The organism is Mycolicibacterium sp. P4_G11 (genome assembly GCF_056555145.1).
Map to the genome: position 1 here is coordinate 36334 of NZ_JBFUJW010000017.1, position 22742 is coordinate 59075.

Genomic DNA, 22742 nt, shown 5'->3' on the forward strand with positions numbered 1-22742 from the left:
CAGAAAGTCTCAGCGGTGGTTGTGCTGGTGGTGGTGATGCACCGGGGTGCCCGGCTGCGGGGCGTTCTGCTGATGCGGGAACGCGTGGTGGGTACCGACCGGGGTGTTGTTTGTCGAGACATCGGCGTGCGCGGTGGCGGCGCCCAGGAAGATGACGGCCGGGGCGGCGGCGAGGGCGAATCCGGCGGCGATGCGGTTGGTGAGGTTCATGTCGACTCCTTTGTGCGGGAAGGCTTTTCAAGTTCTTTCCGGTGTGTTCCGGTGTTGAACTAAGAATGCCGTCCGCCGAGGTCGACGGGTATCCGCCAACCGGCCCCTGCACCGGTTGAATCCCGTGTCCCCCAATCGGGGGAACCGCGCCCAGCCCGGGCGCGAGACCGTCGGTTCACCCGAGCTGTAGAGAAACGTCGTACGTCGAACGTGCGGCTTTCTGTGTCGACACGCCGACGCGGATCACGCCATGGCCCACGCTCGACGTAGGAAGCCCGAACGCATCCCCTTAACCGGGCGCCACGGTCTCCCTGACGCCGCAACGCACGAGGCCGCCCCGTCGAAGAACGGGACGGCCTACCGAGGTGGGATCGTCGCTACTGGCCAGCGCTCAGGCTGGAATCCGGCTCAGCCAATCGTCGTCGTCGATGATCTGGCCGTCGATCACGACCTGCGGCACACCGGGGTTCGGAAACTCGTGCAGGAGCTTGAGGTTGTTGGCGGCGATCGCCCGGGAGTCGTAGCCGACCGGCAAGCCGACCCGGATCAGGTCCTGGGCCTGCTGCGGCGCACCGGCATCCCCCGCCAAGACAGCCAGCTGATCGTTGCTCAGGTCCGTCGGCCCGCCCTCTTTCGGCTGGTGCTCTTTCGAGAAAATCTGCTGCACGAAGCGCCACGCCACGTCACTCGATTTCGACTCGCCGGCCACGGCGAACGCGGCGTAGATCGCCCGGCGATCGTATGTGCCACTCGCCGAATACTTTTCGAGGAAATTCACCAGCCGTAGGTTCACCCGAATTGCGCCGTTCTCGATACGACGGCCCAGCTCGTCGCCTTCTTTCTGGATCAGCTTGCCGCTGTACGGGCACAGCGGGTCCAGGTAGAGATCGACCTGACCGAGGGCGTTGGGGTCACCGATGGAGATGACGTCGCCCGCCGGTGCCGCGACCGCCGCGCGCGCCGTCCCGGCGATCGGTCCGCACAGCAGCGACACGACCACCGCCGCGACAGCGCCCAACGCGCGAACCAATCGGGTCAGTCGTGTCCAATCCATACGTCCATCATGCCCGTGCCACCCGGCGAAGTCCGCCAGTTTCCCGTGTCTGGCAATCAGCTCGACGTCAGCGTCGCGCGAGCAAGGCCGTCATTGGGCGCCGGATTCGATGAAGCACCCAAGCGTTCACGCGCCCAACCGTCCCGACGTCCGGTTCAGCCGACCCAAGCTTGCGTCGTCAAGTCCGTTGAACTGCAAGGCCTTTCCTCCGGCGAGGTTGGCGTCGAACGGAGAGGCGACCGATTCGCGCGCCACCTCAGTCGGCGATGCAGCGGAACCCGATGTGCGACGTCGCGCTGTCCTGTGACTGCGACGACCGCGCCGCCGGCCGGTACCGATGGCAGTACTCCGGCGCGCACAGATGCGAGCCACCCTTGAGGGTTTGCATGATCGCCGGGTCGCCGGACGGTGCCGGGCAGCATCCGGAGACCTCGGGATTGTTCTGATGCCGCGGCGCGTACCGGGTGGTGGTCCACTCCCACACGTTGCCGATCATGTCGACCAACCCAAAACCGTTGGGCGGGAACGTGCCAACGGGTGTCGTGCCAACCCAGCCCAGCGCACCGGTGTTGCGGTACGGGAACTGGCCTTGCCAGGTGTTGGCCATCAATTGCCCGTCGGGCCGCACGTCGTCGCCCCAGGCGTAGGCCGTCGTCGCGCCCGCGCGGGCGGCGTACTCCCACTGCTCTTCACTGGGTAGTCGCCGGCCCGCCCACGCCGCGTACGCCGCCGCGTCCGGATAGGCGACCTGGATCACCGGGTGGTCGAGCCGGTCGGCGATCGACGATTCGGGACCGAAGGGATGCTGCCAACAGGCGCCGGGCACCCATGTCCACCATTGCCGCCAGTTGCGCAGATCCACCGGGCCCGCGGTGGGATGGAACACCAGCGCACCGGGAATGAGGTCTTCGGCGGGCACGCCGGGAAACGCTGACGGATCGAGTTGTTGCTCGGCAACAGTGACATAGCCGGTCTCGGAAACGAATTCGGCGAACTGCCCGTTGGTGACCGGATGCCGCTCGATCGAGAACGGCGCGACTGTCACGTCGTGGACCGGCGCTTCCTCCGGGTAGAAGTCCTGCGAACCCATGCGGTACGACCCGCCGCTGAGGGCGATCAGTTCGGTGAGCACCCCGACAGGTTATGCATTCGCGCGCAAAAAAGGGCGCCCGAGTGGGGTTCGGAGCTTTTACTCGCCGGGATAGACGACACTAGACACATGACGGATACCGCTGCCAGCCGCGTAGCGGTCTACCTCGACTTCGACAACATCGTGATATCGCGGTACGACCAGGTCCACGGCCGCAACTCGTTTCAGAAAGACAAGGCCAAGGGCCTCGAACAGGACAAGCTGACCCAGGCCACCGTCGACGTCGGGGCGGTGCTGGATTTCGCGTCGTCCTTCGGCACGTTGGTGCTCACCCGCGCCTACGCGGACTGGTCCGCGGACGTCAACGCCGGCTACCGGCAGCAGCTCGTCGGCCGCGCCGTGGACCTGGTGCAGCTCTTCCCCGCGGCCGCGTACGGCAAGAACGGCGCCGACATCCGGCTCGCCGTCGACACGGTCGAAGACATGTTCCGGCTGCCCGACCTCACCCACGTCGTCATCGCCGCCGGCGATTCGGACTACATTCCGCTGGCCCAGCGCTGCAAGCGTCTTGGCCGGTACGTGGTGGGTATCGGGGTGGCCGGGTCGTCGAGCCGGGCGCTCGCGGCGGCCTGCGACGAGTTCGTCAGCTACGACGCGCTGCCCGGTGTCCCGGCACTCGAGCCGCCCGCCGAACCAGCGCCACCGAAACGTGCCCGCCGCACAGCCGAACCCACCGAGCCCACCGAGCCCGAACCCCCGGACCCTCAGATCTCGGCGACCGCCCTACTGACCCGCGCGCTGCAGATCGGGCTGGAGAAGGACGACGTCGAGTGGCTGCACAACTCGGCGGTCAAGGCGCAGATGAAGCGGATGGACCCGTCGTTCAGCGAAAAGTCGCTGGGATTCCGGTCTTTCAGCGATTTCCTGCGCTCGCGCACCGATGTCGTCGAGCTGGACGAGAGTTCGACGACGCGGATGGTGCGGCTGCACGTCCCGCAATAGGCCGCTTAGAGGCGCAGTACCGCGAGTAGCTCCGTCAGCGGCACCGTAGCGAAACCGATTGCGGCATCGCCGATACCGTAGGGCAGCACCAGGGTGTCGCCGTGCACCATTGCGCCACACGAATACACGACGTTCGGCACGTAGCCGTCCTGCTCGTCGCTCTCGGGGCTCAGCAGAGGCTCCGGTAACCGCCCGATGATCCGGGTCGGGTCATCGAGGTCGAGCAGAATCGCGCCGATCGAGTACGTCCGCATCGGACCGACACCATGGGTGAGCACGAGCCAGCCCGCATCGGTCTCGATGGGTGCCCCGCAGTTGCCCAATTGCAGTGTCTCCCAGGCCTCGACCGGACGCTGGCAGGTCGACGCATCGCTCCACACTGAAAGGTGGTCGGAGTAGGCCAGGGTGTTCGATTCCCGGTCCGACCGGGACATCGCGGCGAACCGTCCGGATATCCGGCGGGGAAACAGCGCCAGGCCCTTGTTCGCGGCCGCCGCGCCGACCATCGGCATCGACGTGAACGACCGGAAGTCGTCGGTCGTCAACAACTGCTGGCGGATCTGCGATCCGCTGTACGCCGTGTAGGTGGCGTGGTAGGTGGCGGTGCCGTCGTCGTCGACGAAGCGGACGAAACGCGCGTCTTCCATGCCTGCCGCCTCGGCACCAGTCGCCGGCCAGAGCACATGCTCGGAAATGTCTGTGGCTGAGGAGAATTCGACAGCGTACGACCGATCGGCGATATCCCGGATCAGCGCGATGGTCGCCGGCGCGTGCTTGCGGGTGCTGCGGTGGAGCAGCAGCTTGTCCAACTGTTCATCGAGGTCGGTGCGGGTGAACTGGTCGCCCAGCGCGTCGAGCACATAGTCGGCGGCCTCGCCGGCGTCGTCCAACCGGGCCAGCTCGCTGCGAAACACCACCGCGTCGAGCAGCGTCGGCACCACGGTGCCGACGGTGGCGACCGGAGCTCGATCGTCGATCGTGACGCAGCCCGCATGGTCCACGGTGCCCGTCCGAAACCCGATCGAGGACCGATGCCCCTCCCCGATTCCCCTGACACTCAGCACAAATCGCAGACTGCCCGCGGCCACACCCGTCTGATCAGGGTGCGCGACGATGCTCGGATTGCACAGTGCCGCCCCCTCGATCGCGAACTCACTGGTGAATGTCGCACCCACCAACAACATTCGGGTCTCAGAGATTTTCGTGCCGGGCTCGAGGCGATCAGCGAGCTCGCGTGCATGACGCCGAAAGGTGCCGGCCAGATCGCGGTGCCGGTGGTCGAATCGACGGACGACACTGTCGAGCGCTGACCGCACGTCGGCCTCGTCCAGCGCCAGCACCCGCTGCAGCACCGCACCGGCACGGGAATCCTGGACCTCGAAGCCTTCCTGCCCCGGAACGAACAGCCGGGTGATCACCCGTGCCGGGTCTGCGGTCAACCGCAGCCTGCTGCGTGTGACCAGCCCCGACCGCACCGCGGTCATTGGGACACCGCGACCAGGCGGCGGGCCTGCTGGAACGTGGACAGCACCGCGAGCGTCGACTCGGCGCCCTGGTTGAGGTTGACCCCGTCGGCCTGCAGTCCGTCGAATCCGCCACCGGTTGCCGGATTCCACATCGTCGCTCCGACATCGTTCGTGCCTTGGAACCAGGCCGCGGCTGCCCGGACGGTGTTCGGCCAGAGCGCGCTGGCGTCCACGTCGGAGGCGCGGGCGCACGCATCGGCCAGCGTGGCCACCTCGATGGGTTGCTGGTCGAATCCGGGCCGAGGATCGCCTGCCGCCCAGCCCCCGGCCGGGCTCACCGACAGGTGCCCGTCGACGGTCTCGCCATCGATCAGCCATTCCAGCAGGTCCAGGCCGTGCTGGCACAGCTCCGAGTCGTCCCGGGCGACGCCGGCCGCGATCATCGCCTCGGGCAGCAATGCATTGGCGTACGACAGCCGCGCCTCAGGCCATGGCCAATCGCGGTCGCCGTTCGGCTCGGCCACACCCGCGGCGTAGTCATCGATGAGGTGACGCGCCGCCGCATGGTCAGGATCGACGCTGAGTAACTCGGCGGCGCCCAGCGCCGCGAACGCCATCGCGCGCGGCCATACCGACCGGCCATGTGCGGCTCGCTCGAACTGGACAACCGACAGACTGCGGACCAGACCGACATCGCTGTGCGCGGCGGCCGTGCCCAAGCCCCACAGGCAGCGTCCCCAGCAGTCCTCGAACGCGAAGTCGTCGGTCCAGCGACCGTGGCGGTCCATCCGGTTACGGCAGCCGCCGGCGAACGCCTGCGCCTCGTTGAGGAACTTCACGGCCAACCTGGCCAGTGCATGCACGGCGTCCCCGGCGTCAGGTTCGCGACTGGCAACGACCAGAACTCTGGCCATGTCGTCCGTGCAGTAACCGTGTTCCAGGCGCGGCTCGGCGCCACACGCATGCTCGAAGGTGCCATGCCGGTCGGTCAATGCGAGCAGATGGTCGAACTTCGGGGACGGCACTATTGCAGCCACGTCCGCTCCGGTCGCTTGGTCAGAATCCGTTGTGCCAGAGCTTGATACGACCTGGCGATGATCGGCCAGGACATCGACGGTGCCAGCCGGCGCGCCTCTGCCGACATCGCGCCGGCCAATCGAGGCTCGGTCAGTACCGTGCGCAGCGCCGTGCGGAGTGCGTCGGGATCATCGTGCGCCACCACGATGCCGGCCCCGGTCGACAGCAACTCGACCGCATGCGGGAAGGCCGTGGCGACAACCGGCCGACCACTGGCGATGGTGTCGACCAAGACGCCGGACGTGGTCTGATCGGTGGAGTCATACGGCAGCACAACCACTGCTGCGGACAGCATCAGCGCGATCAGCGACGGGATGTCGCGGTAGCCGGCATCGAAGTGCACCGAATCGGCCACCCCGGTGCACCGTGCCTGCTCGATCCGGGCGTCGCGGTAGGCCTCGCCGTCGGCGGCGATCACCTTTGGATGGGTCTCGCCGGCGACCAAGTAACGCGGCCGGCTGTTGAGCTGGTGTAGCCCGCCCATCGCATCGATGACGCGCTCGACCCCCTTGCCCGGCCCCAGCAGGCCCCAGGTCAGCAGCGTCGGCCGGCCGCCGCGCTTGGTGTGGCCACGAACCGGAACGGTCGCGCCATGCGGAATCGTGCTGATCTTCCGCCGGTCTACGTCGAACCCGTAACGCAATTGCGCGCTCGCGGCGTCGGACAGCACCACCACCTGGTCGGCGAGCGTCACAATGGCCTCGAGTACCGACCGCTGATGCCGCGTCGGATGTTTCGGAATCGTATGCGCGACAACGATCGACGGGACCTGCAGCGCGCCGATGATGTCCACGACTTCATCGCCGTCGGGGCCGCCGTAGATGCCGTACTCGTGCTGGATCACCGCGACATCACTCTGGCTGAGCAAATCCACCGCCGCTGACGCTGACGACGCCGATCCGTTGGTCAGTTCCCCGACGACACGAGCGTCACTGGTGGATGACCCGTCTGCGACGCGAACCACACTGACATCAGCGCCGTTGACGGCCAACCCGCGGCTCAGTGCGGCGCTGAAGGTTGCCAGGCCGCATCGGGTCGGTGGATAGGTGCTCAGAATCCCGAAGCTCGGCAGGCCGGCACTCTGGTGACTCAGTACCGATGTTTCTGAAAATTGAAGACTGGCTTGCGATTTCATGGTGATCCCGTCGCGTGGTTGTCACCGAGGCGTGTCCGGCGCGAGCGGCTGCTCGGGGGAATGCAAGCGGCAAAAGGCTGACTACGCCCGCACTGACTGGGTTCCCAACCTCTTCCACGCTACACCCCCGAGCCCCTCCGAGCGGAGCGAGCAGCGGCCCTGTTGACCAGTCGTTGCAGTTCACGGCAGCAAACGGGTGTAGTGTGACAGGTGGACAGAACTCCAGTTGTTCGAGCCCAACGTATCGGTGACCCTTGATGCCTTCGGATCACCATGGCCGACAACTTGCCGACATGCCCGTCTGGGCGGCCGAATGCCAGAACCGAAGGCATACAACGTGTTACGCCAATGCGCCTGAGCCCGTTGCCACCGAGTAGCCCACGGCGACAACGTAATTCGGCTGCGGTTGACAAACCGGACCTGAAACCCAGCGCGGACCAACGCGCTGCACTGAACTGACAATAGAAAGACCAAACATGAAATTCGCAAAAACCATGGCCCGCAAAGCAAAACGTGCGTCAGACGCCACCAAGAGCTACTTCGGCTTCAGCGTCGGCAACAATGGACCGTACGACGACGGACAGGCGCATCAAGCCGCCGCCGACACCGGACAGATGCGAGCCAAAATCCAACGGGCCTTCGACGTTTGACGCATTGCCGGTCATCGGCGCTCATCCGTGACTGACAGCCGTTGCGCCATCCGGGAATGCCAGCCGGCAGATGGTCCGCACGGTCTGCAGGTACTGCCGAGTTAGCGAGCCGGTGGTGTAGGGCAGGTCGTACTTGTCACACAGCTGACGCACCCGAACACTGACCTGCGCCAACCGATTGCTCGGCAGATCCGGAAACAGGTGATGTTCGATCTGGTAGCACAGGTTTCCGCTCGAAAATGCCAGCACCCGACCGGCTTTGAAGTCCGCGGCTCCCAGCATCTGACGCAGATACCACTCCGCTCTGGTCTCGGACCGCAGGACCTCCGGGGCGAACGTCTGCACGCCATCGGGAAAATGCCCGCAGAAGATCACCACGTACGACCACAGGTTGCGCAGCAGGTTGGCGGTCGCGTTGGCCGCCAGCGTTCGGCGCCAGCGGCGCAGGCTGAGCGCAGGCACGAGGAGGTAGTCCTTGGCGGTCTGCCGAGCGATCTTGATCAGCATCGCCTTCTTCACCACCTGCCGCGCGTCCTCTGTGCTGGCCCGTTCGGTTTCGGAATGAAATCCGTGGCGCGCGATACCCCATTCGAATACCAAGGCCAACAACATGTTTCGCAGAGGCTGCCACAGATATGCGGGCTTCCAGGGTTGATCGCGGGTCACCCGGAGTACCCCGAATCCCAGGTCGTCATCCACCCCGACCACATTGGTGAACACATGGTGGCGGTAGTTGTGCGAGTACCGCCACTGCGCCGACGGCCCGACCATGTCCCACTCCCAGGTGCTTGAGTGGATTTCCGGATCGTTCATCCAGTCCCATTGACCGTGCGAGACGTTGTGGCCAATCTCCATATTCTCAACGATTTTCGCGTACGCCAACGCCGCCGAGCCCACTGCCCAACCGACCCTGGACCGACTCCGGGCGATCTGGAGCCGAGCCACGACGTCCAGAATCCGCTGGAATGTGATGACGCGGCGGATATAGGCCGCGTCCTTCGCGCCGAGGGAGTCCTCGACATCGGCGCGAATGGTGTCCAGTTCAGCCCCGAACGCCTCGACGTCCGCTGGGGTCAGCCGCGCGTACGCGGCAATATCATTGATAGACAAAGGAATTCCCGGTCCGTCTACGCGCGGCAGCGGGTCTTGGCCACCTAGGGTGTGTGTCACCACCAGCCTATGCCCCAGCGCGCAACGGCGCCACATGGGCCGTCAGCAGCATTGACTACTGCATTGCCCGCCTGTCAACGGTGCGCGTATGGTCGGGTAATAGGGACCATCCAGGCCCCCGAACAAAGGGGCCAGTCATGTCTGACAAATCTCCGCGCCAGAGTATGTCCAAGAAGCCCGGCAAGTCGCTCAAAGAGAAACGCGCGGAAAAGCGCGCCAAGACAGACCCGGCGCCGACCGAAGGCATCCTGCACTCCAAGAAGCGCTGACACAGGGAACAACAAAGCAGGCCAACGCTTTTCGTAGGGCGTCGCTGACAGCCTGGCCGCCGGACGCGGTAGTTTCACCGCCGTCGAACCAGGCCAGGACGGGCGGCCTGCGGTGAGCTCGTCAGCCCTGCCAGAGTCGGGTGGTCCAATCAGGCCCCACCGGCAGGTCAGGCGCAGAAGCGGCAAACGCCGGGCTCGCCCGAGCCGATAACTCGACTCAATGAGTGCGGGCGGTGGGACTCGAACCCACAAACTCTCACGAGCACCGGCACCTAAAGCCGGCATGTTTGCCAATTTCATCACGCCCGCAACACCCCGAGGATACCGGTACCGAACAGCTCCCGACTTGTCGGATGTCCGTCATACGTTGGTGACAACGAAGGACGGAGGGCACATGCGCGACCTCGACGAGTTTGATCAGGTTCGATCCCTCGTCGCGGCCGGTATGAATGACTGCGCCGTTGCGCGTGAGACCGGCGTCCCGCGCACAACCGTCCGCGGTTGGCGACTGCATCCACCGACAAACCTCGTGAAGCGGGATCGGTCGTCACCTTGCGGGGTTCTGCACGATTTCGGCGGGCTTCCTGCCGGGCCGTACGCGTACCTACTCGGTCTCTATCTCGGCGATGGCAACATCTCGCGCGCCCGAGAGATTTGGAGGCTCCGCATCACGCTGGACAGGAAGTACCCGTCGATCGTGCAACGTTGCCGTGAAGCGATGGCAGCTGTGATGCCGGGCCAACATGCGGGAATCGTCGGGAGGGTGGGGTGCGTAGATGTCTCGATGCACTCGAAGCACTGGCCCTGCTTGTTCCCGCAGCACGGCCCCGGCAAGAAGCACGATCGGCTCATTGCACTCGAGGCATGGCAGCGTGACCTCGTCGACCAAGCCACCGAAGAATTCGTCGTCGGCCTAATCCACAGCGATGGGTGCCGCATCGTCGCCGACGACCGCGGCGTCATGAGCGTCCGCTACCACTTCTCGAACATGTCCGAGGACATCGTCAACCTGTTCACCGGCGCGCTCGACCAACTCGGCATCCACTGGCGGCGCTCGTCGAGAAAGCAACTCTCGATCTACCGCAAAGCAGACACCGCTCGTCTCGACGAATTCATCGGCCCGAAGTCCAGGCTGGTGCCGTGGCCGTGTGTCCAACGTCCGGCGTCGTAGCCCGGCCGCGAATCGCAAACCGCACGTCACGCGCGGTACCGTTGCCTTATGTCCACTACACGGCGTAGGAGGCCGGCGCTCATCGTGCTGGTGACCGTCGCTGCCCTGGGCTGCATGGCCCTGGCCTGGTGGCAGTGGTCGCGGTTCCAGTCCAGCGCCGGCACCTTCCAGAACCTGGGCTACGCGCTGCAGTGGCCGATGTTCGGCGCATTCTGCTTCTACGGCTACTACAAGTTCGTCCGCTACGAAGACGAGGGACCCGTCGCGCCGTCGACCGATGGGCCCACCGAGATCCCCGAGGGTCTGCTCCCCGAGCGCCCCAAGGCCGCCAAAGACACCGCGGACCCGACCCTCAACGAGTACAACGCCTACCTCGCCGAACTGGCCGAGAACGACAAACAGGACAGGACCACCACATGACCGAGTCGCAGCCGACCACCCTGTCGAAAGACACCATCCGCAAGGCCCTGATCGCCTACCGCGTGATGGCCTGGGCGACCGGCATCTGGCTCATCGCCCTCTGCTACGAGCTGGTCGCGCATTACATCTTCAACGACGCCAGCCTGAACTGGATCGGCATCGTCCACGGCTGGGTGTACTTCGCCTACCTGCTCTGCACGTTCAACCTGGCGGTCAAGGTCCGCTGGCCCCTCGGGCAGACCATCGGCACTCTCTTTGCCGGCACGGTCCCGCTGCTCGGCATCATCGTCGAGCACTTCCGCACCGAAGACGTCAAGAAGCGCTTCGACCTCTGACCCGTATCAGCCGAGGTGCTTGAGGACCTCGGCTGCCAGCTGCTCGCCCCGATCCTCCTGCAGGAAGTGCGACGCACCTTCGATCCGCACCTGCTCAGCCACGGTCGGGATCAGGTCGACGAACGCCTCGCCCGCACGCGGATACGGGAAAACCGGGTCCTGATCGGAGAACGCCACCAGCGCGGGCTTCTCCCAGCGCGACAGCGCATCGGTGACCGCGCGCATCTCCGTCGCACCCGCGGCGTCGTCGGTGATCGGCACCAACAGCGGGAACTGCGCGGCGCCGGCTTTGGACTCCGCCGTGGGGAACGGCGCGTCATAGGCCGCGACGATCTCGGGTGACAGCTCCGTCGTCGTCGCGCCTTGGATCACAAAGCCGACGGGCAGGTCCGGATTGGCCTCCGCGAAGGCGCGCCAGGCCATGAAGCCCTTCGATACCCGGCCGGTGAACAGCCCCGTGTTGAAGATCGCCAGCGCCCCAACCTGATCCGCGTTCTCCGTCGCCCACCGCAAGCCGATCGGCCCGCCCCAGTCCTGCACGATCGCGGTGGCGTCGTGCAGATCCAGACCACCCAGCAGCCGGGTCACCAAGTCGACGTGCCGGTCGTAGCTGTACCAGCGCCGGTCAGTGGGCTTGTCCGAGCGGCCGAAGCCCGCATAGTCAGGCACGATCACGCGGTGCCCGGCGTCGACGAAGGCGCCGATCATCTTGCGGTACAGGAACGCCCACGTCGGTTCGCCGTGGAAACAGACGATGGGCTTGCCGTCGCGCGGTCCCTCGTCGAGGTAGTGCAGCCGCAGCCCGTCGATGTCGACGTAGTTCGGCGCGAAGTCATAACCCGGCAGATTCGCGAAACGTTCGTCCGGGGTGCGGAAAATCTCAGTGGTGGTGGCGGTCATGTCGTCAAGCTAGCCATAGTTGACCGACCGGTCAACTATTAATTACGATTCTCAGGTGCCCCGAAGTTCAGATGCCCGCGACCGCCTCGTCGCGACCGCCGCCCGCCTCTTCCTCGAACGCAGCTACCAGGCCGTCGGCGTCGATGAACTCTGCCGCGCGACCGACATCAAGAAGGGCAGCTTCTACCACTATTTTCCGTCGAAATCAGAACTCGGCAAAGCCGTTATTGACTTACACGCCAAGGCCTTTCAACGTCAGCTGACCGGCTCCCCCACCGCGACGCCCGCCGAAAAGCTGCACGCCGTTCCCGACGCCATCGGCGTCATCCAGTCCTCGCTCGAAGCGCAGTTCGGCCGGGCGGTGGGCTGCCCCTTCGGCAACTTCGCCGCCGAACTGTCCACCACCGACGACGATCTCCGCGCCCATCTCGCGCACACCCTGGCCGCGATGCAGCACCACATGGCACTCGTGTGCCAGGAAGCCGTGGCCGACGGAACCCTGCGGCCGAGCACCGATCCCGAGCAGCTCGCCCACGCGCTACTCGCGCAGTATCAGGGCATCATCCTGCTGGCCAAGCTCAACGATTCCGGCGTCGCGCACCTCGCACCGGCACTGCACGCTTTCATCGACGGCTACCTGACCAATCCAGCTTCCGCCGACCGCAACTAGGCGGCGGTAATTCGGCCCTTGAAAACCGCCCTGCGGTTGCGGTCGGATAGCCCGGAGCCATCGCTACGACGCCCGCATCTCAGTGGGCCACAGTCTCTCCGCCTCGTCCCGTGGGAATCGCCAGGCAATATCGTCAACCGCACCCCGCGAAGCACGACCGTTGATGAGCCGATGCAGTACGGCGCCAGCCGGGTCGCGCGCAGTCACCCGAATGACGAGCCAACCCACCTCAACCATGCACTCGATCCTCGCGATGTCTCGACGAACCGCATCCGGATCGGTGTGGTGCACGCCCTCGTACTCGATTGCGATCTTCAACTCCGGCCACGCGAAATCGACAACCCCGATCAGCGCTCCATATTCGTTGTAGATCGGGTGCTGACTCTCCGGCTTCGGAAGCCCGGCCCGAATGATCAACAGCCGCAACGCCGTTTCCCTGGGCGACTCGGCTTTCGAGTCAACGAGTGCAATCGTCTTCCGCGCCTGGCGAATCCCCCGCTGTCCACACTGACGCTCCGCTGCCGTCTCAATATCAGCCACCGTCAGTCGTGCTGCGCGAGCCAATGCATCAATGGCAGCGACGGCAGCATCCTCCGGAAGTCTTCGGGCCAAATCAACCGCGGTGCGTACTGGAGTCGTCAGCCGCATCTCGCCGATGCAGCACACCTCATCGTCGGGTGGGATGTCTCGCCACAACACGACACCGCGCTCACTGCGGCAGTAGCGGTCACAGATGTAGGCGGGTACTTCAGGCCCGATGAACCTGGCCCCATGCAACGCGGCCGCCGAGAAACCCGCGAGCACTCCCCGGCGTTTGGATCGCAGCCACACCGCCTTCGCTCGCATGATCGCGGTCGGCCTCGTACCTCTCGGCACGTAAACGTCCTTGTGCACAGCCACAAAGTTCGTCCGTAACTGATGACGAGTCAGGCGGCCCGCAGATAGGGCTTCGCTCCCGATAAATGGCTCCCCCACCACGGCAGTGTGCCCAGCGGATCGCGAATCTCGCCAGCATCGGCGGGCGCAGCCTGTGGATAACCCGCGGACGGTTCCCCCAACGCAACTGTGTGGCGGAAAAACAGCCTGAAAATCGCCCTGCAATTGCGTTGGACGACGGCAGTGCGCCGGCCGGCCGCAGCTAGCCCGCAGCCAACTCCCGCAGCGCCGGCACCAACTGCGCCAACGCCCGCCCGCGATGTGACGCCGCATCCTTCTCGGCAGCAGTCAGCTCTGCCGCGGACACCGAACCACCGGCAGGGACGAACACGGGGTCGTACCCGAACCCGCCCGAGCCCCGCGGCTCCCGCGCAATAGCGCCGGGCCACTCACCGCGAACGACAACAGAACCCGCGGCGGAAACCAGCGCGCAGCACGACACGAACGCCGCGCCGCGGCGCGAATCCGGCACATCCTGGATCTGGCCGAGAAGCAGCGAAAGGTTCGCCGCGTCGTCCCCGTGCCGCCCGGCCCACCGGGCCGACAGCACTCCGGGCATGCCGTTCAACGCATCGACCGACACCCCGGAATCGTCTGCGATACAAGCGATTCCGGTGGCCGCAAAGCCATCACGAGCCTTGGCCAAGGCATTCTCTTCGAACGTCGCCCCGGTCTCGGGCGCCTCGGGATACTCGGGCACATCAGACAACGACAACAGCCTCAGACCGACGACACCCGCGGCATCGAGAACGCGCTGCAACTCCACAAGCTTCTTCGCATTGCGGGAAGCAACGAGTAGGTCAGGCACCAAATGCCTTCTTGGCCGGGGCCGAAGACTCCGGCAGCACGCCCGGGTACGGCAGCTCCAACGCCTCACGCTGCAGCGCGAACAACTGGTCGCACGCGGCCAGCGCGGCATCAAGCAGCTTGTCCAGCGTCGACCGCGGGAACGTCGCACCCTCGCCGGTGCCCTGCACCTCGACGAGAGTCCCGGTATCCGTGGCGACGACGTTCATGTCGACCTCGGCGCGCGAGTCCTCGGTGTACGGCAGGTCCGTGCGGACCCGGCCGTCGACCACACCGACCGACACGGCGGCGATCGCACACGACAACGGGCGCGGATCCTTCAAGCGCCCGGCCGCGGCCAGGTAGGTGACGGCGTCGGACAACGCCACGTACGCGCCGGTGATCGCCGCGGTGCGGGTACCGCCGTCGGCCTGCAGCACGTCGCAGTCGATGGCGATGGTGTTCTCGCCGAGGGCGCTGAGGTCGATGCACGCGCGCAGCGAGCGGCCGATCAACCGGCTGATCTCCTGGGTCCGTCCACCGACGCGGCCCTTCACCGACTCGCGGTCGGAGCGGTCATGCGTGGCGGCCGGCAGCATTGCGTATTCGGCGGTCAGCCAGCCCAACCCGGAGCCCTTGCGCCAGCGTGGCACCCCTTCGGACACCGAGGCGGTGCACATGACCCGCGTCTCGCCGAACTCCACCAAGACCGACCCTGCCGGGTGCTTGGTGAATCCTCGGGTGATCTTTACCGGGCGGAGCTCGTCGTCAAGGCGACCGTCTTCTCGTCTGGACACCCGACAACCCTAGCGGGCCGCCGAATGCGGGGTCCCGACTTGCCCAAGTCTTACCGGCGGGTGATGTCGAACGACTCGTTGCAGACGACGCCGTGCACGGGTCCGTCGAACTCGGCCTTGGCCTCGCTGATGACGTCCTCGCGGGAGGTCCACGGCGGGATGTGGGTCAGCAGGAGCTCTTTGACCCCGGCTTCGCGGGCGGCGCGTCCCGCCTCGGTGCCGGACAGGTGCAGCTTCGGCGGGCGGTCGGGCGAGTCGGTCCACGACGCCTCGCACAGGAAGACATCGGCACCGCGGGCGAGGTCAACCAACGCGTCGCAGTAGCCGGTGTCAGCCGAGTAGACGAGCGTCGCGCCGGACGGATCGGTGAACCGCATGCCATACGACTCCGTCGGGTGACACACCAGTCGCGGCGTCACGGTCAGCGAGCCGATCTCGACGTCTTCGCCGTCGACCCAGACCTTGATGTCGAAGATGTCGGTGATGTCGTCGATCTCGCCGCCCTCGGGCGACGACGCCGCGCCGAGCCGGTGCCAGGTGGCCGCCGGACCGAACATCAGGGCGCGACCAACGGGAGGATTCGGGTGATACCGACGCCAGACGAACAGCCCGGGCAAGTCCAAACAATGGTCGGCATGCAGATGTGACAGCAATATATTTACGGCGCCCGGATCAGCATGCCGCTGCAGTGCTCCGAGTACCCCGCCGCCGAAGTCGATAACCATCGGTGTGGTGTCCGGAGCGGTCAGCAGATAGCCCGAGGCCGGAGAATCCGGCCCACCCACGCTGCCGGAGCAACCGAGAATGGTGAGGCGCACACCCCTAGCTTGCCACGTCAACACGTCCTGCGACGAAAAGACGGCACCTTTAGGCGGTCAGTTTCTCGATTGGTCCCGAAAGCGATACCGATCACGCTTCGGGCATCACCGCGCGCGGCGAATTCCAAATTCAGCAAATTACGTCGGAATCGACGGCAGGGCTGAACCCTTACGCCGTTCGCGCGCTTCTCTTTCCGGACTACTCAGCAAATACGCAGCAAGCACGCCGGCGAGGCCACCGCACAGATGGCCCTGCCACGACACGCCGAATGTGCCCGGCAGCGCGCCCCACAGCACACCGCCGTAGACGAACAACACGATGATGCCGACGATGATCTGCCACGCGTGCCGAGTGAAGAACCCGAACACGATGAGGAACGTCAGCCAACCGAAGATCAGCCCGGACGCCCCGATGTGGACGGACTCCACACCGCGCGGCGCGCCGATGTTGCCGATCAGCCAGGTACCGAATCCGCCGAGAATCCAGATGATCAACGTCGCCCCGAGGAACCGGCCCATGCCGGCGAGCGTCACCAGGAACCCGAGCACCAGGGCCGGGCCGGTGTTGGCGATCAGGTGCGCCCAGTCGGCGTGCAGCAGCGGCGCCCACAAGATGCCCCAGAGCCCATCGGTCTCCAGCGGCCGGATGCCGTCCTGATTCAGTCGCTGCTGATGCAGCGCATCCCAGCCCTCGATGAGCCAGAGCAGCCCGACGAAGCCGACGATGGTGACGCCGCCAACCTTCCACGTCGCAGGCGGCTGCGGCTTGGATGAGGTGGTCGACAGGTCCGAAGTCATGCGCGATCCGCTCCGCTACTCGCTGACGTCATACCCCCAGGCTACCGGCGGAACGCTTCAGCCGAAGGCTCCTGGCAGCAGGTCGCGGTAGGTCGGTATATCGGCGATCGACTCGGCGGCCAGCACCCCGACCATCACGGCGGTGGCGAGCGCGTCGGCGGCGGCCGCCCCGATCTCGGAGATGAGTCGCGTCTCGGGGTTCATCTGTTCCGGCGTCGCGGGGTCCGGCTCGATGCGGACCCGTCCGGTCGCGAGCGCGAAGACGGTGTCGCCGTCGACGGCGGTGTGCGCCGGACGGATGGTGTGGGCCAGCCCGTTGTGCGCGGCGACGGCCACCTTCTTACAGCCGGCCGGGCTGAGCGCGGCGTCGGTCGCGACGACGGCGATGGTCGTGTTGAGCGGCTTCGGGTCTTTCACCCGCGTGCGGTACGCCTCGATCTGGTCGGGCGGCGGAGACTGCAGCCCGAACCGGGCGATCTGGTCGGCCGACCACGGCAGTCCCGTCTGCGGGTCGACGACGTGGCCGGCCGCATTGACGATGACGAGCGCACCGACGGTGACGCCGTTGTCGAGCGTCACCGAGGCCGTCCCGAGCCCACCTTTGAGCGCGCCCGCCCGCGCACCGGCGCCCGCACCGACATTGCCCGTCGACACGTCGGTGCCGGCCTGGGCCACCGCCTGGTAGCCGAACTCGGCCGTCGGCCGGTTGGCCCACGCCCCCACCGGCAGATCGAAGATCACCGCGCCCGGCACGATCGGCACCCGTCCGCCGGGCATCTTCACTCCACGATCGTGTTCCTCGAGCCAGGTCATGACGCCGTCGGCCGCGGCCAGCCCGTAGGCGCTGCCGCCGGTGAGCACGATCGCGTCGACGTGCTGCACGCTGTTGGACGGGTCGAGCAGGTCGGTCTCGCGGGTGCCGGGCGCTCCCCCGCGGACGTCGACCGCGCCGATCGTTCCGGGTGGGGCCAGCACGACGGTGGTGCCGGTGGCCCAGCCGCCGCCCAGGGTGGCGTCTTCGATGCGGTGGTGATTGCCGACCAGCATGCCGGCGACGTCGGTGATGGAGCCCGTCACCGCTCGTCCAGCAGGCTCAGCACCAGGTACTCCTGCAGATACGTCAGCCACTGATACACCTCCAGATGCCCCGCCATCGGATGGTCCGGCGAAAGCCGTTGCGGCCCATCGGGTCCGATGTCGAGCATCGCGCCGAGGGCCAGCCGGACATCGTTGATCGCGGACGCCCAGCCCTCCGCCTGCTCCTCGGTCAGCTCGAACTTGCCGGCCGGTTCCGGCAACGAATCCAGAAGCCGTTGGGCGGCTTGTCGTTTGGCGTCGACGATGGTCGGCTCGTGCAGGCTGCGGAGGGCGCCGTTGAGGCTCTCGCCGGCGGCGCGGCCATCCGGATGCGTGGCCGGATCGTGGTAGAAGTCCGGCAGGAGGCGGCGCATGGTGTCGTCATCAGGGGCCTGCGACGGCCCGATCTTCATGCCGGTCAGCTCGGCGAGTTCGTCACGCGGTGAAGCGGATTCGCGATCGTCGAGCATCTCGACCAGCGAACCGACCAAGTTGCGCAGCATCATGACTTCGTGCGCTTCGAGGCCGGACCTGATGCGCACACCCGACGACGTGTTGACCCGCTTCCACTTGCGCATCGGTCAGTGGTCCTGCTGCATGGTTGCCCACAGTCCGGCCGCGTGCAGTTTGGTGACGTCGACCTCCATCGACTCCCGGCTGCCCGCCGAGACGACGGCCCTGCCCTCGGTGTGCACCTGCATCATCAGCTCGGTGGCGCGCACCTCGCTGTAGCCGAACAGCTTCTGGAAGACGTAGGTCACGTAGGTCATCAGATTCACCGGGTCGTCCCAGACGATGGTCACCCACGGACTGTCGAGGCTCGCCGCCTCTTCGACGTCAGTCGCCGGGCTTGTCCGCGCGACCGGGGCACCCAGAACCATGAGCCCAGAATAGCCGGGTGGTTGCCAGTCGCAGAACCAGTACGGTGAGCTCTGTGACCGCAGCTCTGCTGACCGACAAATACGAGCTCACCATGCTCGCTGCTGCGCTGCGCGACGGCACCGCACACCGCCGCGCGTCGTTCGAGGTGTTTGCCAGGAGACTGCCGTTCGGGCGCCGGTACGGCGTGGTCGCCGGCACCGCCCGGTTCCTGTCCGCGCTCGCCGAGTTCCGGTTCGACGACGACGCGCTGGCCTCGCTGGACTTCCTGGACCCCGAGACGCTGCGCTGGCTGGCCGACTACGAGTTCCGTGGCGACATCGACGGCTACCCCGAGGGCGAGCTCTACTTCCCCGATTCGCCGGTGCTGTCGATCCACGGCACGTTCGCCGAGTGCGTGATCCTCGAGACGCTGGCGCTGTCGATCTTCAATCACGACACCGCGATCGCCTCGGCAGCCGCTCGCATGGTCAGCGCGGCAGTCGGTCGGCCGCTGATCGAAATGGGCTCGCGGCGCACCCATGAGCAGGCCGCGGTCGCCTCCGCGCGCGCCGCGTACATCGCCGGCTTCACCGGCACCTCGAACCTGGAGGCGCAGCGCTCGTTCGGCGTGCCCGCGCTGGGTACCAGCGCGCACGCCTTCACCCTGGTGCATACCGCGACCACCGGTCCCGACGAGGTGGCCGCGTTCCGGGCCCAGGTCGACGCGTTGGGCGTCGGGACGACGCTGCTGGTGGACACCTACGACATCACCCAGGGCGTGGCCAACGCCATCGCCGTCGCGGGGCCCGAGCTCGGCGCGGTGCGCATCGACTCCGGCGACCTCGGCGTGATGGCCCGCCAGGTCCGCGACCAGCTCGACGGGTTGGGCGCGACCGGCACCCGCATCGTGGTGTCCGGCGACCTCGACGAGTACTCGATCTCCGGGCTGGCCGCAGCCCCCGTCGACGTCTACGGCGTCGGGACGTCGGTGGTCACCGGTTCCGGTGCGCCGACGGCGTCGATGGTCTACAAGCTGGTCGAGGTCGACGGCATGCCGGTGGCAAAACGCAGCAGCCACAAGGAATCTCACGGTGGACGCAAGGCCGCACTGCGGTTGGCGAAGGAGTCCGGAACCATCGTCGAAGAGGTGGTGCACCCGGCTGGTACACCACCAGTTGACGACGGACGCGTCTTGACGGTGCCGCTGGTGCGTTCGGGCTCCGTCGTGTGCGACTCGTCGCTGGCCGACGCCCGCGCACGCGTCGCCGCCGGACTACGCAGCCTGCCCTGGGATGGGCTCAAACTCTCCCGCGGCGAGCCGGCCATCCCGACCCGACTGGTGGGCGCGTGAGCCGCAAAACCGATCCGACCGACGTTTCCGCGCTGCTGTCCATCGCGGTATCCGCCCTCGGCGGAGCCGAGCGCAGCGGGCAGATCGAGATGGCCGAAGCCGTCGGCCACGCCTTCGACAAGGGCGAGCACCTGGCGGTGCAGGCCGGGACCGGCACCGGAAAGTCGTTGGCGTACCTGGTGCCGTCGATCGCACACGCCGTGGCGTCGAATCAGCCGGTCGTGGTGTCGACGGCCACCATCGCCCTGCAACGCCAGCTCGTCGACCGCGACCTGCCCCGGCTGGCCGACGCTCTGGCCCCGCATCTGCCCCGCCGGCCCGAGTTCGCTTTGCTCAAAGGCCGCGGAAACTACCTGTGCCTGAACAAGGTTCACAGCGGAGCGCAGGCCGACGAGGATCTCCCGCAGGAGGAACTGTTCAACCCTGTCGCCGCCTCGGCCTTGGGCCGCGACGTCAAGCGGCTCATCGAATGGTCGTCCGACACCGAGAGCGGTGACCGCGACGAGGTGGTGCCGGGCGTGCTGGACCGAGCCTGGTCGCAGGTCAGCGTGGGCGCGCGCGAATGCATCGGCGCGACCCGATGCCCTTATGGCACAGACTGCTTCGCCGAAAAGGCCCGCGCCAAGGCCGGGGCGGTCGACGTCATCGTCACCAACCACGCACTGCTGGCCATCGACGCCATCTCCGAGGTCAACGTCCTGCCCGAGCACCAACTGCTGGTGGTCGACGAAGCCCACGAGCTGGTGGATCGCGTGACCAGCGTGGCCACCGGCGAACTGTCGGCGACGTCCATGGCCGTGACACTTCGACGGGCGGCCCGGCTGGTGGAACCCGAACTGGCAGAACGCCTCGAGGCCTCCATCGCCACACTGTCGTCGGCCATCCACGACATGGAAGCCGGACGCATCGACGTGCTCGACGACGAGCTGGCCACCTACCTGACGGTGGTCCGCGACTCGACGGACAAGGTCAAGATGGCGATCGATACCGCGCCGTCCGACCCCACCGCCGCCGCGGCGCGCAGCGAGGCCGTCACCTCGCTGACCGACCTGAGCGACACCGCGTCCCGCATCATCGATTCGTTCGTGCCAGCCATCCCCGATCGATATGACGTGGTGTGGCTGGATCGCGAAGAGTCCAGGGGCTCGGTGCGACACATTCTGCGGGTCGCCCCGCTGTCAGTGGCCGGGCTGCTGCGCGGGCGGCTCTTCGGCGAGGTGACGGCGGTGCTGACATCGGCAACGCTGACCATCGGCGGGCGCTTCGAGTCGATGGCCCGGGCGTGGGGCTTGTCGGTGCCTGAGGACAGCACGGCGACGCCACCGAAGTGGAAGGGCATGGACGTGGGATCGCCCTTCTCCCATGCCAAGTCGGGCATTCTGTACGTCGCCAAGCATCTACCGGCACCCGGCCGTGACGCCGCTGCTCCGGAACAACTCGACGAGATCTACGAGCTGATCACGGCAGCCGGCGGCCGCACCCTCGGACTGTTCTCGTCGATGCGGGCCGCCAAGGCCACCGCCGAGATCATGCGCGAGCGCCTGGACACCCCGGTGCTCTGCCAGGGCGAGGACTCGACGTCAACTCTGGTGCGCCGCTTCACCGAAGACGCCGAGACGTCACTGTTCGGCACGCTGTCGCTATGGCAGGGCGTCGACGTGCCAGGACCGTCGCTGTCGCTGGTGATCATCGACCGAATCCCGTTCCCCCGCCCCGACGATCCACTGCTGACCGCACGCCAGCGCGCCATCGCGGCCCGCGGCGGCAACGGCTTCATGGCCGTGGCCGCGTCCCACGCCGCGTTGCTGTTGGCGCAGGGCGCCGGGCGCCTCCTGCGCAGCGTCAATGATCGCGGCGTCATCGCGATCCTGGATTCCCGGATGGCGACGGCGCGCTACGGCGGCTTCCTGCAGTCGTCGCTGCCGCCGTACTGGTCGACCACCGATCCGGTCCGAGTGCGCAGCGCGCTGGAGCGGCTGGCTGCGTCGAGCTGACGGGCCCGCCGTCGACGCGGCTGCTGGAGCTCTCTCCCCACCACATCGCGCTGGGAGCTGTCAGCAGTGGCTGACATTGTCACCATGTGCTGACCATGTCATCGCATGGTGACGGGTCCGGGCCACACATGTCCTAGAGAGAGCCGACACGCCCGACGTTGTTCACATCCCGCGCAACCGCGCGACATGTTCGCGCTGCAGTTCGGCTGCCCGCGTGAGGAATTCGGTGATCAGCTCCAGCTGTTTGGCGTTGTAGCGACTCAGCAAAGTGCGTTCCCCCTCGGCCACCAATGGACCGATGAGAGCGAAAGCACGCTCCCGCGCGATAGCGGTGGCGTGGACCAGGAGCTTGCGCCGGTCACTGGGATGCGCTGAGCGCGTCACGTAGCCGACCTTCTCCAACCGGTCGAGCATCGTCGTGGCGCTGCCGGTGGTGAGGCCCAACTGGTCGGCCAGCTCCCGCGGAGTGACGCCGTCGGGGGCTTCCTGGAGCAGAATCTCCAGGCACCGTGCATCCGTCGCATTGACGCCGAGCAGGCGCGCGACCTCGCGGTCGAAGTCGTCGACCGCGGCCTGGTAGCCCTGCACCGCCGTACCCAAGCGGTCAGACATCGGATTTTCGCTTGACAATCGAGCGATCCACCTTTCAGGATATTGCTTGACAATCAAGTTATCTGATCATCGAGCCAGGTGGCGACAAACCGA

Annotated in this window: 26 protein-coding genes and 1 tRNA gene; 9 read left to right on the forward strand and 18 right to left on the reverse strand. The window is 66.5% G+C overall.

From position 1 onward, the window contains the following. Positions 1-9: 9 nt before the first annotated feature. The 3 genes from AC1U2B_RS27980 to AC1U2B_RS27990 all read right to left on the reverse strand — a co-directional run bounded on the left by AC1U2B_RS27980 (position 10) and on the right by AC1U2B_RS27990 (position 2396). A complete protein-coding gene (locus AC1U2B_RS27980; RefSeq protein WP_480219354.1) occupies positions 10-210 on the reverse strand; it encodes a hypothetical protein in 201 nt (66 codons plus the stop codon). Positions 211-601: 391 nt separating this feature from the next. Next, entirely contained in the window at positions 602-1264 is a 663-nt protein-coding gene (locus AC1U2B_RS27985; protein WP_480219355.1) for a DsbA family protein, read from the reverse strand. 256 nt (positions 1265-1520) lie between these two features. After that, the gene (locus AC1U2B_RS27990) at positions 1521-2396 is read right to left on the reverse strand and encodes a formylglycine-generating enzyme family protein (protein ID WP_480219356.1); all 876 of its coding nucleotides are present in this window, start codon (positions 2394-2396) and stop codon (positions 1521-1523) included. An 87-nt stretch (positions 2397-2483) separates the two neighbouring features. On the opposite strand from AC1U2B_RS27990, the gene AC1U2B_RS27995 reads away from it, so the two are divergent. Continuing rightward, positions 2484-3356 (forward strand): NYN domain-containing protein, encoded by an 873-nt coding sequence (locus AC1U2B_RS27995; protein ID WP_480219357.1) that lies wholly within the window; start codon positions 2484-2486, stop codon positions 3354-3356. A 5-nt stretch (positions 3357-3361) separates the two neighbouring features. Here AC1U2B_RS27995 and AC1U2B_RS28000 read toward each other — a convergent pair whose 3' ends face one another. Genes AC1U2B_RS28000 through AC1U2B_RS28010 form a run of 3 tightly spaced genes read right to left on the reverse strand, consistent with a single transcriptional unit; the run spans position 3362 to position 7034 of the window. After that, positions 3362-4840, reverse strand: coding sequence for a glycoside hydrolase family 130 protein (locus tag AC1U2B_RS28000; RefSeq protein ID WP_480219358.1), 1479 nt, complete (start codon positions 4838-4840; stop codon positions 3362-3364). Beyond that, positions 4837-5859, reverse strand: a complete 1023-nt coding sequence (locus AC1U2B_RS28005) for a glycosyltransferase (protein ID WP_418003027.1) — start codon at positions 5857-5859, stop codon at positions 4837-4839. The genes AC1U2B_RS28000 and AC1U2B_RS28005 overlap by 4 nt, the downstream gene beginning before the upstream one ends. Further along, entirely contained in the window at positions 5847-7034 is a 1188-nt protein-coding gene (locus AC1U2B_RS28010) for a glycosyltransferase (RefSeq protein WP_480219359.1), read from the reverse strand. The genes AC1U2B_RS28005 and AC1U2B_RS28010 overlap by 13 nt, the downstream gene beginning before the upstream one ends. A 476-nt stretch (positions 7035-7510) precedes the next feature. Here AC1U2B_RS28010 and AC1U2B_RS28015 point away from each other — a divergent pair, with 476 nt between their 5' ends. Next, positions 7511-7684 carry a hypothetical protein gene (locus AC1U2B_RS28015; protein WP_480219360.1) on the forward strand — a complete coding sequence of 58 codons (174 nt, stop codon included), beginning with the start codon at positions 7511-7513 and terminating at the stop codon, positions 7682-7684. 21 nt (positions 7685-7705) lie between these two features. Here AC1U2B_RS28015 and AC1U2B_RS28020 read toward each other — a convergent pair whose 3' ends face one another. After that, positions 7706-8794 (reverse strand): fatty acid desaturase family protein, encoded by a 1089-nt coding sequence (locus AC1U2B_RS28020; RefSeq protein WP_480219361.1) that lies wholly within the window; start codon positions 8792-8794, stop codon positions 7706-7708. A 197-nt stretch (positions 8795-8991) separates the two neighbouring features. Between AC1U2B_RS28020 and AC1U2B_RS28025 the strand changes: the two genes are divergently transcribed. Beyond that, positions 8992-9123, forward strand: a complete 132-nt coding sequence (locus tag AC1U2B_RS28025) for a hypothetical protein (protein WP_260940144.1) — start codon at positions 8992-8994, stop codon at positions 9121-9123. Positions 9124-9348: 225 nt separating this feature from the next. On the opposite strand, the gene AC1U2B_RS28030 is transcribed toward AC1U2B_RS28025, so the two are convergent. Beyond that, positions 9349-9432: transfer RNA gene (locus tag AC1U2B_RS28030), tRNA-Leu, on the reverse strand. Between the two features lie 475 nt (positions 9433-9907). Here AC1U2B_RS28030 and AC1U2B_RS28035 point away from each other — a divergent pair. The 3 genes from AC1U2B_RS28035 to AC1U2B_RS28045 are packed head-to-tail and all read left to right on the forward strand — an operon-like array spanning position 9908 to position 11049. Beyond that, positions 9908-10294 carry a hypothetical protein gene (locus AC1U2B_RS28035; protein ID WP_480219362.1) on the forward strand — a complete coding sequence of 129 codons (387 nt, stop codon included), beginning with the start codon at positions 9908-9910 and terminating at the stop codon, positions 10292-10294. 48 nt (positions 10295-10342) lie between these two features. Continuing rightward, positions 10343-10714 (forward strand): hypothetical protein, encoded by a 372-nt coding sequence (locus AC1U2B_RS28040; RefSeq protein WP_043394539.1) that lies wholly within the window; start codon positions 10343-10345, stop codon positions 10712-10714. After that, positions 10711-11049: a DUF3817 domain-containing protein gene (locus tag AC1U2B_RS28045; protein WP_043394541.1), complete on the forward strand. Its 339-nt coding sequence runs from the start codon at positions 10711-10713 to the stop codon at positions 11047-11049. Before AC1U2B_RS28040 ends, AC1U2B_RS28045 begins: the two co-directional genes overlap by 4 nt. 6 nt (positions 11050-11055) lie before the next feature. Here the strand turns inward: AC1U2B_RS28045 and AC1U2B_RS28050 are convergent, their stop codons facing one another. Then, the gene (locus AC1U2B_RS28050; RefSeq protein ID WP_480219363.1) at positions 11056-11949 is read right to left on the reverse strand and encodes a haloalkane dehalogenase; all 894 of its coding nucleotides are present in this window, start codon (positions 11947-11949) and stop codon (positions 11056-11058) included. A gap of 55 nt (positions 11950-12004) precedes the next feature. On the opposite strand from AC1U2B_RS28050, the gene AC1U2B_RS28055 reads away from it, so the two are divergent. Continuing rightward, positions 12005-12619: a TetR/AcrR family transcriptional regulator gene (locus tag AC1U2B_RS28055; protein ID WP_480219364.1), complete on the forward strand. Its 615-nt coding sequence runs from the start codon at positions 12005-12007 to the stop codon at positions 12617-12619. Positions 12620-12682: 63 nt separating this feature from the next. Here AC1U2B_RS28055 and AC1U2B_RS28060 read toward each other — a convergent pair whose 3' ends face one another. From AC1U2B_RS28060 to clpS, 8 genes are all read right to left on the reverse strand, one after another. Beyond that, positions 12683-13594, reverse strand: coding sequence for an endonuclease domain-containing protein (locus tag AC1U2B_RS28060; protein WP_480219365.1), 912 nt, complete (start codon positions 13592-13594; stop codon positions 12683-12685). Between the two features lie 163 nt (positions 13595-13757). Next, positions 13758-14363, reverse strand: coding sequence for an RdgB/HAM1 family non-canonical purine NTP pyrophosphatase (gene rdgB, locus AC1U2B_RS28065; protein ID WP_043394548.1), 606 nt, complete (start codon positions 14361-14363; stop codon positions 13758-13760). Further along, entirely contained in the window at positions 14356-15138 is a 783-nt protein-coding gene (gene rph, locus AC1U2B_RS28070; protein WP_480219366.1) for a ribonuclease PH, read from the reverse strand. Before rph ends, rdgB begins: the two co-directional genes overlap by 8 nt. 50 nt (positions 15139-15188) lie before the next feature. Further along, entirely contained in the window at positions 15189-15956 is a 768-nt protein-coding gene (locus AC1U2B_RS28075) for a cyclic nucleotide-degrading phosphodiesterase (protein WP_043394551.1), read from the reverse strand. Positions 15957-16094: 138 nt separating this feature from the next. Next, positions 16095-16754 carry a rhomboid family intramembrane serine protease gene (locus AC1U2B_RS28080; RefSeq protein ID WP_043984214.1) on the reverse strand — a complete coding sequence of 220 codons (660 nt, stop codon included), beginning with the start codon at positions 16752-16754 and terminating at the stop codon, positions 16095-16097. Positions 16755-16811: 57 nt separating this feature from the next. Beyond that, entirely contained in the window at positions 16812-17831 is a 1020-nt protein-coding gene (locus AC1U2B_RS28085) for a P1 family peptidase (protein ID WP_480219367.1), read from the reverse strand. Next, positions 17828-18409, reverse strand: coding sequence for an oxidative stress transcriptional regulator AosR (gene aosR / locus AC1U2B_RS28090; protein WP_043394554.1), 582 nt, complete (start codon positions 18407-18409; stop codon positions 17828-17830). The genes AC1U2B_RS28085 and aosR overlap by 4 nt, the downstream gene beginning before the upstream one ends. Before the next feature lie 3 nt (positions 18410-18412). Then, entirely contained in the window at positions 18413-18712 is a 300-nt protein-coding gene (gene clpS / locus AC1U2B_RS28095) for an ATP-dependent Clp protease adapter ClpS (protein ID WP_043394555.1), read from the reverse strand. Between the two features lie 44 nt (positions 18713-18756). On the opposite strand from clpS, the gene AC1U2B_RS28100 reads away from it, so the two are divergent. Together AC1U2B_RS28100 and AC1U2B_RS28105 are read left to right on the forward strand one after the other, a co-directional pair. Continuing rightward, a complete protein-coding gene (locus AC1U2B_RS28100) occupies positions 18757-20043 on the forward strand; it encodes a nicotinate phosphoribosyltransferase (RefSeq protein ID WP_480219368.1) in 1287 nt (428 codons plus the stop codon). Further along, positions 20040-22037 (forward strand): ATP-dependent DNA helicase, encoded by a 1998-nt coding sequence (locus AC1U2B_RS28105; protein ID WP_043394559.1) that lies wholly within the window; start codon positions 20040-20042, stop codon positions 22035-22037. The genes AC1U2B_RS28100 and AC1U2B_RS28105 overlap by 4 nt, the downstream gene beginning before the upstream one ends. A 162-nt stretch (positions 22038-22199) precedes the next feature. Here the strand turns inward: AC1U2B_RS28105 and AC1U2B_RS28110 are convergent, their stop codons facing one another. Next, a complete protein-coding gene (locus AC1U2B_RS28110) occupies positions 22200-22649 on the reverse strand; it encodes a MarR family winged helix-turn-helix transcriptional regulator (protein ID WP_480219369.1) in 450 nt (149 codons plus the stop codon). Between the last annotated feature and the right edge of the window lie 93 nt (positions 22650-22742).

Excerpts from the sequence above, each read along its gene's own strand:
- AC1U2B_RS27995 (WP_480219357.1), top strand. The coding sequence starts at position 2,484 with ATGACGGATACCGCTGCCAGCCGCGTAGCGGTCTACCTCGACTTCGAC.
- aosR (WP_043394554.1), bottom strand. The coding sequence starts at position 18,409 with ATGCGCAAGTGGAAGCGGGTCAACACGTCGTCGGGTGTGCGCATCAGG.
- AC1U2B_RS28080 (WP_043984214.1), bottom strand. The coding sequence starts at position 16,754 with ATGACTTCGGACCTGTCGACCACCTCATCCAAGCCGCAGCCGCCTGCG.
- AC1U2B_RS28110 (WP_480219369.1), bottom strand. The coding sequence starts at position 22,649 with ATGTCTGACCGCTTGGGTACGGCGGTGCAGGGCTACCAGGCCGCGGTC.
- AC1U2B_RS28000 (WP_480219358.1), bottom strand. The coding sequence starts at position 4,840 with ATGACCGCGGTGCGGTCGGGGCTGGTCACACGCAGCAGGCTGCGGTTG.
- clpS (WP_043394555.1), bottom strand. The coding sequence starts at position 18,712 with ATGGTTCTGGGTGCCCCGGTCGCGCGGACAAGCCCGGCGACTGACGTC.
- AC1U2B_RS28050 (WP_480219363.1), bottom strand. The coding sequence starts at position 11,949 with ATGACCGCCACCACCACTGAGATTTTCCGCACCCCGGACGAACGTTTC.
- AC1U2B_RS27985 (WP_480219355.1), bottom strand. The coding sequence starts at position 1,264 with ATGGATTGGACACGACTGACCCGATTGGTTCGCGCGTTGGGCGCTGTC.
- AC1U2B_RS28045 (WP_043394541.1), top strand. The coding sequence starts at position 10,711 with ATGACCGAGTCGCAGCCGACCACCCTGTCGAAAGACACCATCCGCAAG.
- AC1U2B_RS28015 (WP_480219360.1), top strand. The coding sequence starts at position 7,511 with ATGAAATTCGCAAAAACCATGGCCCGCAAAGCAAAACGTGCGTCAGAC.
- AC1U2B_RS27980 (WP_480219354.1), bottom strand. The coding sequence starts at position 210 with ATGAACCTCACCAACCGCATCGCCGCCGGATTCGCCCTCGCCGCCGCC.
- AC1U2B_RS28025 (WP_260940144.1), top strand. The coding sequence starts at position 8,992 with ATGTCTGACAAATCTCCGCGCCAGAGTATGTCCAAGAAGCCCGGCAAG.
- AC1U2B_RS28040 (WP_043394539.1), top strand. The coding sequence starts at position 10,343 with ATGTCCACTACACGGCGTAGGAGGCCGGCGCTCATCGTGCTGGTGACC.
- AC1U2B_RS28010 (WP_480219359.1), bottom strand. The coding sequence starts at position 7,034 with ATGAAATCGCAAGCCAGTCTTCAATTTTCAGAAACATCGGTACTGAGT.
- AC1U2B_RS28035 (WP_480219362.1), top strand. The coding sequence starts at position 9,908 with ATGCACTCGAAGCACTGGCCCTGCTTGTTCCCGCAGCACGGCCCCGGC.